At 64.5% G+C, this 9,488-nt stretch carries 8 protein-coding genes; 1 reads left to right on the top strand and 7 read right to left on the bottom strand.

Features of this window, described 5'->3' with window-relative positions; translation table 11 throughout:
• From EN780_RS19675 to EN780_RS19650, 6 genes are all read right to left on the bottom strand, one after another.
• On the bottom strand, positions 1 to 1,597 hold a 1,597-nt coding region (locus tag EN780_RS19675), incomplete at its 3' end, for a Wzz/FepE/Etk N-terminal domain-containing protein (protein ID WP_128275057.1).
• Between the two features lie 167 nt (positions 1,598 to 1,764).
• Positions 1,765 to 2,661 (bottom strand): UTP--glucose-1-phosphate uridylyltransferase GalU, encoded by an 897-nt coding sequence (gene galU / locus EN780_RS19670; RefSeq protein ID WP_128275056.1) that lies wholly within the window; start codon positions 2,659 to 2,661, stop codon positions 1,765 to 1,767.
• 60 nt (positions 2,662 to 2,721) lie between these two features.
• The gene (locus tag EN780_RS19665) at positions 2,722 to 3,690 is read right to left on the bottom strand and encodes a glycosyltransferase family 2 protein (RefSeq protein WP_128275055.1); all 969 of its coding nucleotides are present in this window, start codon (positions 3,688 to 3,690) and stop codon (positions 2,722 to 2,724) included.
• Complete coding sequence (locus tag EN780_RS19660) at positions 3,680 to 4,624, bottom strand: glycosyltransferase family 2 protein (protein WP_128275054.1); 945 nt, start codon at positions 4,622 to 4,624, stop codon at positions 3,680 to 3,682. The genes EN780_RS19665 and EN780_RS19660 overlap by 11 nt, the downstream gene beginning before the upstream one ends.
• On the bottom strand, positions 4,624 to 5,619 hold the full coding sequence (locus EN780_RS19655; protein ID WP_128275053.1) for a glycosyltransferase family 2 protein: 996 nt from the start codon (positions 5,617 to 5,619) through the stop codon (positions 4,624 to 4,626). The genes EN780_RS19660 and EN780_RS19655 overlap by 1 nt, the downstream gene beginning before the upstream one ends.
• 15 nt (positions 5,620 to 5,634) lie before the next feature.
• Complete coding sequence (locus tag EN780_RS19650) at positions 5,635 to 6,807, bottom strand: glycosyltransferase (RefSeq protein ID WP_128275052.1); 1,173 nt, start codon at positions 6,805 to 6,807, stop codon at positions 5,635 to 5,637.
• A 245-nt stretch (positions 6,808 to 7,052) separates the two neighbouring features.
• On the opposite strand from EN780_RS19650, the gene EN780_RS19645 reads away from it, so the two are divergent.
• Positions 7,053 to 8,438 carry a polysaccharide pyruvyl transferase family protein gene (locus EN780_RS19645; protein ID WP_128275051.1) on the top strand — a complete coding sequence of 462 codons (1,386 nt, stop codon included), beginning with the start codon at positions 7,053 to 7,055 and terminating at the stop codon, positions 8,436 to 8,438.
• Here EN780_RS19645 and EN780_RS19640 read toward each other — a convergent pair.
• Positions 8,334 to 9,488, bottom strand: a 1,155-nt coding sequence (locus EN780_RS19640) for an oligosaccharide flippase family protein (protein ID WP_128275050.1), incomplete at its 5' end; no start/stop codon positions are given. The genes EN780_RS19645 and EN780_RS19640 overlap by 105 nt on opposite strands.

Raw genomic sequence — 9,488 nt, 5'->3', positions numbered from 1 at the left:
CGTCGGGCTTGTTGTCCTTGCCGGACCTGCTGCCGCCGATCGTCGGCAGGTAGCCGAGGAATTTGAGGCCGACGCGGTCGCGGATGTCATCGCCGGTCCTGAAGAAGCGCTCGTTGAACTCGTTCAGGCCGCCAAATCCGGCGCCGGCCAGCACACCGAGCACGAGGAAGAGCGCCAGCACCTTGGACGTGCGCGGGCTTGCCGCGGAGAGCGGCATCGTCGCATCGGAAATGATGCGCACCTTGCCGACCGGGAAGGACTGCTGCTGCGAGGCCTCCTCATAGCGGCCGAGGAACGTCTGGTAGAGCGTGGTGAGCGCCGTCGCCTGCTGGGTCAGATCGCGCAGCTTGACCTGCGACTGGTTGTCGATGGAGCTCTTGCCGGCCGCGTCGGCGATCTTCTGCCTGAGCGCCGTCTCACGTGTCTGAGCCACCTCATACTCGTTGCGGTAATTTTCGGTAAGCTGCTTCAACTCGCCGAAGATCTGCGCCGACACATCGGCCTTCTCCTTGGCAAGCGCCACCGCCTGGGGATGGTCCGCGCCATAGTTGGCTGAAACGTCCTGCAGCCGCTTGGCAATGGCGAGATAGCGGGTCTTGAGCGTCGTGATGACCGAGCTGCTCGGCTGATCGCTCGCGATGGCGGAATCGTTGAAGGCGTTGTCGGAGCCGCTATCGACGATCGCCTTGTATTGCTGATAGCGGGCGCTGGCGCGAGCCGTGTCGGCCTGCGCGACGATGAGCTGGGCATTCAGGTCGGCGAGCTGCTTGTCGCTCATCAGCTGCCCGTCGCTGTTGGCGGACAGTCCGTGCTCGGCCCGGAACATCTCGACCGCCATCGACGCCTTCTGCGAGCTTTCGCGAAGCTCCGTCAAGCGGCCCTGCAGCCAGACCGCCGCGCGTTCGGTGGCGTCGAAGCTGGCGTTGAGCTGGTCGGCCAGATAGGCCTCGGAATAGGCCTTGGTGATCGCCGTCGCCAGCGCCGGATTCGGCGACTGGTAGGCGATGGCGATGACGTAGCTGCGGCCATTGCGCTGCGCCAGCACCTCGTTCTGCAGCTTCAGCACGGCGTAGTCGTGGCTCGCTTCCTTGATCATGGCGTCGCGCGTGGCGGCGTCGACATTCTCGATGCCGGGGAGCTGGTCGGCGGAGCTGCTGCGGAAATAGCCGATCACGCCGCGCACGAAACCGATGCCCTTGGCCAGAGCCGATTGCGGCGGGTTCATGAAGTCCTGGTTCTGGTCGAGCTTCAGCTTGTCGACCACCACCGAAGCCAGGCGCGCCGAGTTGATGATCTCGATCTGGCTGAGCAGGGCGGCGTCCGTCTGCATGGTGACGGAAGCGGCGGAGATGTCGTCGACGACCTTGTTCAATCCCTCGTCGATCAGGACGCTGGCGACCGACATGTACTGCTTGGGCGTGGTCTGCAGATAGAGCACGCCGAGGAACAGGCCGATGACGGCGCACACCGCCACCACCTTGACCTGCCGCGCGGCCATGCCGAGCAGGCGTTCGATATCGATGAAGTCCTCACCTTTTTCCGCGTCCGCGCTGGGCAATGGCATCCTCTTGTCGAGGGGAAAATTGGCATAGTTCATCGTCGGTCCAATTCCAGGTTGCAGGCTCTATCGGCCTTCGAAGATTGGCGTCGTCACCAGAAAAGACCACGCAACATTCATGCCAGAAAGCGCTTGGCCGGGTCGGCCAAGCGCGGCGGCGTTTGTCGCGCCATCATCGATACGCATATGCACCCAAAAGATGGGCATTATGCGGCTTCTTCCCGGCGCTCGTGCGTCCGGACGAATTGCTGCAGCATCTCGAAGACCGGTCCTTTCATGTCGTCGCGCGCCAGCGCAAAGGCGATGGTGGCCTCGATGAAGCCTTCCTTGGAGCCGCAGTCGAACATGCGGCCATTGAAGGGCTGGGCATAGAAGGACTGGCTCTGCGCCAGCCGCACCATGGCGTCGGTGAGCTGGATCTCGTTGCCGGCACCGCGCTGCTGGTTGCCGAGCAGGGCGAAGATCTCCGGCTGCAGGACATAGCGGCCGTTGATGTAGAAGTTCGACGGCGCATTGGCGGGCGCCGGCTTCTCGACCATGGCGGTCACCTCGAAGCCGCTGCCGATCTCGGCGCCGCGGCCGACGATGCCGTATTTGCTGGTCTCGCTCGGCTCGCAACGCTCGACGGCGATGGCGTTGCCGCCGGTGCGCTGATAGAGGTCGACGGTCTCGGCAAGGCAGCCGCGGCCGCCGAAGGAGACCATGTCGGGCAGGAGCAGGGCGAACGGCTCGTCGCCGATCACCTCGCGCGCGCACCACACCGCATGGCCGAGGCCCTGCGGCGACTGCTGGCGGATGAAGGAGGTGGCGCCGGCGACGGGCAGCAGGCTTTCCAGCGACTGCAGCTGCGCCTTCTTGCCGGTCTGCTCGAGAGTCCCGATCAATTCAGGATGCAGGTCGAAATAGTCCTCGATGACCGCCTTGTTGCGGCCGGTCACGAAGACGATGTGCTCGATGCCTGCCTCGAAGGCTTCGTCCACCGCATATTGGACGACCGGCTTGTCGACCACGGGCAGCATTTCCTTCGGCATCGACTTGGTCGCCGGCAGGAACCGCGTTCCAAGCCCCGCCACCGGTATGACTGCCTTCCTGACTTTCTTCATCGCATGGTCCTTTTGAGAAGATCGATTTCAATATGCCGCAGGCTCCGAACCCACTCTCCGTCAGCCCGCACTCTCACCTCCCCGCCCCACGGCAAACTGTGCCGCAACCCTTCGCAGCCGGACGGCGATCGGCATGCTCATATGCCTGACCGCCGCCGGATCACTGAGCGCCGTCCATATCGCCCTGAGCGGCGACCGCGCCTTGATGTGCTGAACCAATGACAGGAACGAGGCCGCCCGGCGCAGGCTGCGGCCGCGCCTCAGGAACGCGGCCTGCGCCTTGCCTTCCATGGAATTGGAATAAGTGCTCGCGAAAGCGGCATCCGCCCCAAGCATCGCCTCGACATGATGCAGCTCCAGCACGCGGGAGATCGATCCGGTACGGATGTGGTAGACGTAGCCGGTCGTCGGCTCGACCACACATTTGCCGCCCCTGGCGAGCGCGCTGGCGAGCAGGATGTAATCCTCGCCGATGATCAGCTTCTCGTCGTAGCGAAGGCCGTTCTCCTCGAGGAAATCGCGCCGGAAGATCGGCTTGAGATAGCCGAGATTGAAGCGCGACTCGAAGACGATGTTGCCGGCGATGTAGTCGGCGAGCGAGATTTCGGCCAGGCCCTCGAGATAGTCGGCCGGGAACATCGTGTCCTCGGCCACGCCGTCCTCGCGCACGACCTGGAGATTGTCGACCGCGATCACCGCGCCCGCCTTCTCGGCCCGCGCGATCATCGTGCATATCCGGCCGGGATAGACGGCATCGTCGGAATCGAGCACCGCCACCCACCGGCCGCGCGCGGCCTCGAGGCCGGCGTTCCTGGCGCCACCGGGGCCGCGATTGCGCTGAAGCGCGACGACGCGCACGATGTCCTCGGGATAGGAGCGCGCCACGTCGAGCGTCCGGTCGCGCGAGCAGTCGTCGACGACGATGACCTCCACGGAAACATCGCGCTGGGCCATGGCGCTGGCGATCGCCCGGTCGAGCGTTGCCTCGGCATTGTAGGCGGCGATGATGAAGCTGACGTCAGGCTGCATGTTTGCCCCCTTGCTGCGGCGAGGACAGGCCGTACTGACGGATCTCGCGCACGCCGACGAGGCCGCTGACGACGCCGACATGCATGATGCCGCGCAGCACGCTGCGGTTCCTGCGCACCGGGCTGATCGCGGTCAGCGCCGCCATGGCGAAGCAATAGGCGGCCTTGGCCGAGGCGAGGCCGACTTGCGCGACGCGCCTGATGCCGCTCGCGCCGTGCCCAATGAGGTGTCCGTGCGTCTGCCCGAAGCGGAAGCGGCGGCGGCGCAGCCAGTCGAAGGCCGCCCTGGCATGCGGCACGACTTCCTCGACCAGCGCATCCGGCGCAAAGGCGATGCGGCCGCCGTCCCTGACCATGGTGTCGAAGAACTCGGTGTCCTCGCCGCCGGTCTGGCCACGCGCCAGGCTGAAGCGGCGGCCGCGCAGGCTCGCTTCGCTGGTTCTCAAGAGGACATTGCAGGTATAGCCGGTGCGGATCTCGCCGCGCACCCAGACCGGCAAGGTCGAGTGGAAATCGCCCTTGCGCATCCAGGCCGGCGCTTCCGATCCGTAGCGCGCCCGCACCGGCCCGAGCACGGCGGTGGCGCCGCTCGCCTCGGCAGTCGCCACGAGCTCGGCCAGCCAGCGCACCGAAGCGGTCTCGTCGTCGTCGATGAAGGCGACAAGGTCCGACACGCTGGCGTCGAGGCAGGCGTTGCGGGCGATCGAGATGTTGCGCGCCGGCGCGTGGCGGTAGCGGATCGGCAGCTTCAGTTCCTGCGCAAGCGCCTTCACCAGCCGCTGGGCGCTCGGCTGGTCGTCATTGTCGGCGACGACCACGCCGATCTCGAAGCCGGCGGGCCTGTCCATGGCGGCGATGGAGCGCAGCGTGTCGGCAAGCTCGGGCCGCCGGAACGTGCAGACGCAGATATCGATGGAGCGGGTGTTGCCGGCCATCACGCCACCCCGCGCTGCGATCGGCGCCCGAGGAGCTGCAGCCAGAAGCCGACGGACCAGCCGAAATGCATGACCATTGCCGACACGCCGACAAGCGTAAGGCCTGGGTTACGCTGCCTGATGGCGGTCGCGAGGCCATAGCCGAGGCAGACCGCCGCCCACACCATGAACGGCACCGCCGCCAGCCAGTGGACGAAAGAGAAGGCTGCAAGCAGGACGACCGGGAACACCAGCAGCGGGATCATCTGCCGCAGCTTGGGCACCATGCGGTGCTTGAGCACGTTCCTGGCGCGGCCGCGGCCGTAACCGAGATACTGGAAATAGAGGCTCTTCAGCGACGAGCGCGGATAATAGATCATATGCGTCCTGCCGCTCATCCAGATGCGGTGGCCGGCCTGGCGCAGCCGGTAGTCGAGCTCGGCATCCTCATTGTGGCTGAAGGTCTCGTCATAGCCGCCGACCGCGGAAAAGGCCGCTATGCGCATCAACGCGTGGTGGCCGTGATCGACCCATTCGCCGGCCGACTGGTGCCGGTGCTTGGAGCCGCCGGTGCCGAGCTTGGAATTCTGTGCCGCCGCCACCGCCTTCTGCACCGCGCCGGTGCCGCTGGTCAGCATGGAGACGACGACCGAATCGGCGCCGGTGGCCGAAGCCTCCTCAACCAGCCGGTCGCAATAATCGTCGGGGTAGCCGCCATGCGCATCGATGCGGATGAGGTAGCGCGCGCCATCGCCATGGCTGGCGACCGCGAGATTGATCGCGGCACTCTGAATGCGCTTCGGATTGTGCGTGAGCACGACCCGCGCATCCTGCCGGGCGATCCCCTCGACGATGCCAAGCGTGCCGTCGGCGCTGCCGCCGTCGGCAACGACGATCAGGGCGCCGAGCCTTTGCGCGGCGGGTCGCAACTGCTCGAGCAGCGCTCCGATATGGGCGGCCTCGTTCAGGCACGGAATCACGATCAGACTCGATGCTGGCACTGCGTTTGACGTCATGCGGTTCTTTCCATCCTACGCCAGCGCTTCGGCCGCAAAGGGCCCGGGCGCCGCCACAAGGCCGCGCAGCTTGTCGACGAAGGCGCGGCAGTCGCTGCGGTCGTAGCTCCAGGTCCTCGGATTGCGGGCCAGCACGCGGGTCTTGAGCTTGCCGAAGCGTTCCTGCTCCATCCGTCCGAGCGCCGTTTCGAGCCCTTCGGGCGTGGCCTCGGACAAGAGGACGCCGATGTCCTGCTGGTTGAGGAAACGGCCGGTTTCGGTGTGGCCCATCGAGATCGGCACGGCGCCGAAGCGGCAGCCCTCGTAAAGGCGGTTGGGCAGCAGCCATTCGGAGTTCTGCCCGGCTTCGAAGAAGTCGATGGCCCAGGAAAAATGCACGTCGCCATAGATCGCCGCCATGTCCTCCGGGTTGCGGTAGGGTCCGCGAAAGGAGAGCCAGGGCTCGGCCTCGACGAAAGCGTGGAAATCGGGAAATTCGGAGAGCGCCGGACGGCCGCGCAAGACGACCTCGAAACGTCCTTCGAGACGGCGGGTGAACTCGGCCAACAGCTCCAGCGAGCGGCGGCAGCGCAGGGCGCCGAACCAGCCGATGCGCCAAGGGGGTGCGGCGGGATTCTGCGCCTTCAATCGTTCATCAACGGCCACTGCCGCGGTGTCGAAATATTTGTTCTCGACCAGTTCGACGGGCGCGGCGACCTGACCGAACGGCTTGAAATAATTGGCGATGAAGGCCGGAGACGAGGTCACGAGGAGCTTAACGTCGCGGGCGAGATAACGTTCCGCACCGCGCAGCGCCTTGCCGACCAGATCGTCGCGCAGCACCAGGCGATGGATGTCGAGGCATTCGTAGACGAGCGGAACCCTGGCGCCGAGCGCGGCCTTGGCGCGGCGGGCAAGCGCCAGCATTTCGAGGTTGCGCGCAATGATGAGGTCGGGCCTCGGCATCGCCGCCAGCTTCGCGCCGATCCCGAACGCCGCCCTGGCGACCGCCGCCAGACGCTGGCCGAATCGGCCATCGCGCGTCGCGCCGAGATCGATCGGGCGCAATCCTTCGATGTCGGCAACCGGGCTGGTGGTGCGGCGGAAACCCGCCAGCGTCACCTTGGCTCCGCCTGCCCTGAGCATTGTGATCCGCCGGCGAACCGCCGGGTCGGATACGTCATGCACAAGGTACAAGACATGCAGCATGAAACTCGACCGCTGTTGGCCCACCCACGGCGAAGTTAGTACAGCTCTTGCTGCATCGCAACATTTTTGGTGCAGTGTAGCAAGAAAGCGAGCATTTTTGTTGCGCTGCAAAAAACATCCGTTAATCTTGGCTGTGCTCGAGCGCCAGCCAACCGTTGGCCCTATGCCGCGCTTGGACGGCTACACGGATGCCGACCAGATCCAGCTGCCTGACCGTAGAACCAACTCACGAATGGGGTGATACGATGAACATCGTCGTTGAAAACACAGTCTGCCTGAATACCGGGGATGCAGCAATTCTGCTGGCGATCCGCCATATCCTCAAGGCAGTTGTCGGCGACGAACCGCGGTTCCTCGTCTTCGACAGCCAGCCTGAAGTCGCCGCAAAACTCTACCCGAAGAAGGATTACCCGGATCTCGAATTTCACAAGCTGCTGTCGGAAACCATGTTCCGTTACAGCTACGGCAGCGGGCTGAAACACCGGCTAAAACCGCATTATAACCGGCTCGTTCTTCAGGTTTTGCAGCGTTTCGGCACCGGAAGCTTCATCAGCCGCATCTTGTTCGGCGAAAGCGCCCGCCGCAGCCTCGAGATCTATCGGAACGCCGATCTCGTGGTCACGACAGGCGGCACCTATCTGGTCGAGAATTACAATCTCGAAAGGCGCCTGAACCAATTCCGTGTCGATGCGATCCTCGGTAAGGATCCGGTTTTCTTCACGCAATCCCTCGGTCCGTTCAACAAAAGTTACAATCGACAGGAACTGGGCCCGATCTTCGACCGGAGCCCGCTCATCCTGCTTCGCGACGAGCGCTCCAGAAACCACATACTGGACATGGTGAAGGAGCCCGGTAAGTGCCACGTCGTGGCCGATGCCGTCTTTGCGCTCGCCGACACGGACAGGATCGGGAAACGGCTGGCTTCCGCCCAACCGCCGGCGGAAACGGGCCGCGTCGCCATCTCCGTCCGCCACTGGAACTATGTCAATGACGGTGAAGGCGGCATGCGCCGCTATCTCGATTCGGTGCGCGAAATCGCAACCATCCTCGTCAGGGATCACGGCAAGGAAGTGACCTTCGTCTCCACCTGCCAGGGCGTGCCGGAATACGCGCATGACGATTCCAAGACGGCGCGCGCAATCGTAGCCGAGCTTGATCCGGAGATCGCCAAGCATGTCAGCGTGGACGCTTCGTTCCACACCCCGGACCAGTTGATGGCGCTGGTGAAAGGCTTCGACTTCGTCGTCGCGACGCGCATGCACATGATGATCATGTCGCTTTGCGTCGGCACGCCGGTGCTGCCGATCGCCTATGAATTCAAGACCAAGGAAGTCGCCAAGCGCGTCGGTGTCGCAGACCTGTTGCTCGACATCGACACGGTGACGCCGCGGGAGGCAGCCGAAAAGCTCGGCAGGTTTGCCGCCAACCTCGACCAGTATCGCCGTACCAGCCTGCAGGCCGTGCTTGAAGAGCATGCTTCGGCAATGTCGGCCACAGGCTTGCTGAAGCCACTTGTTCCAGGTGCTTCAGCGGATGTTGCGCGCGATGTTGGGAAGGGTGGCGGAAAGCATCCTGCGCGATTGGGGAAAGATCAGCATCAGGACGAGGGCAAGCCCGTAGTTGAGGCATAGCGCCAGGGCCACGGCGAGAAGGTCTGATTGGGCCGTGAGCGACGCCGGCAGCCCCAGATAGGCCAGCCAGGCGAGCAGGGACGAGACGATGAAGAGCCCCTGCATGATCAGGAAATCGCCGGCAGTCACCGGGCCGACGCGGTGGACCAGCACGGCAAGCACCGGAACGCGCAGCACGTAGCCGCTGATCGCGTAGGCGGCCGCGACGCCGACAGCGCCCCAATGCAGGCCGACGATGAAGGCGGCGACCGTCGTCAGCGACGAGTAGATGCCCCACTGAAACATGGTCTTGGTCTTGCCCTGGCAGATGAATATCCACCCCGTGGTGCTTGAGACGGACTGCGTCAGGCTGGCGATGCCGAGCCAGGCAAAAATAGGCGCCACGGCGGTCCAGCGCGGCCCGAAAAGGAGCGCGACCACCTGATCCGAGGTCAGCGTCAGCGCCGCGATACCAGGCATGGTTACGGCCGCCAGCATCCAGTTGGTTCGCACGTAAAGGTCGCGAAACCGCGCCTTGTCCTCGTGAATTCGGCTGAGCAGAGGCACCATCACGCGCGTCAGCGGCTGGGTGATGTTCTGCAATGGGAACAACAGCAGCTTGTAAGCGCGGTCGTAATAGCCGAGCTCGATTGCACCGGAATATTTTCCGATGAGGATGTTGTCGAGATTGCGCGAGAAAAAGTTGACGAGGTTGAAGCCGGTCAGATTGGCGCCGAACGACAATATGTCGCCGTCGACCTTCAGGTCCGGTCGCGACGGCGTCCAACGGACCACCAGCCATGCTGCCGCCAGCGCAACGACTGCCGCGACAGCCGGCCCCAACACCAGCGACCAGTAGCCCATTCCCGCCCAGGCCGCGATCGCCGCGGCGAGAAGTCCGGCAGCGGCGGTTACGACATCGTTGAGCGCCAGCTGGCCGAATTGCAGGTGGCGGTTCATCAGCGCCAGCGGCACCGCGGCAATACTGCCAAGCAGCAGCGGCAGAGCAGATGCAAGTGTGATGCCGAGCATGCGCTGATCGCCGTAGAAGGCGGCAATGGCCGGCGCGAG

Source organism: Mesorhizobium sp. M4B.F.Ca.ET.089.01.1.1 (genome assembly GCF_004022605.1).
Classification (GTDB): Bacteria; Pseudomonadota; Alphaproteobacteria; order Rhizobiales; family Rhizobiaceae; genus Mesorhizobium; species Mesorhizobium abyssinicae.
This window is presented reverse-complemented; position numbering and strand designations above follow the sequence as displayed.

Excerpts from the sequence above, each read along its gene's own strand:
- EN780_RS19665 (WP_128275055.1), bottom strand. The coding sequence starts at position 3,690 with ATGCAGCCTGACGTCAGCTTCATCATCGCCGCCTACAATGCCGAGGCA.
- EN780_RS19655 (WP_128275053.1), bottom strand. The coding sequence starts at position 5,619 with ATGACGTCAAACGCAGTGCCAGCATCGAGTCTGATCGTGATTCCGTGC.
- EN780_RS19650 (WP_128275052.1), bottom strand. The coding sequence starts at position 6,807 with ATGCTGCATGTCTTGTACCTTGTGCATGACGTATCCGACCCGGCGGTT.
- EN780_RS19645 (WP_128275051.1), top strand. The coding sequence starts at position 7,053 with ATGAACATCGTCGTTGAAAACACAGTCTGCCTGAATACCGGGGATGCA.
- EN780_RS19660 (WP_128275054.1), bottom strand. The coding sequence starts at position 4,624 with ATGGCCGGCAACACCCGCTCCATCGATATCTGCGTCTGCACGTTCCGG.
- galU (WP_128275056.1), bottom strand. The coding sequence starts at position 2,661 with ATGAAGAAAGTCAGGAAGGCAGTCATACCGGTGGCGGGGCTTGGAACG.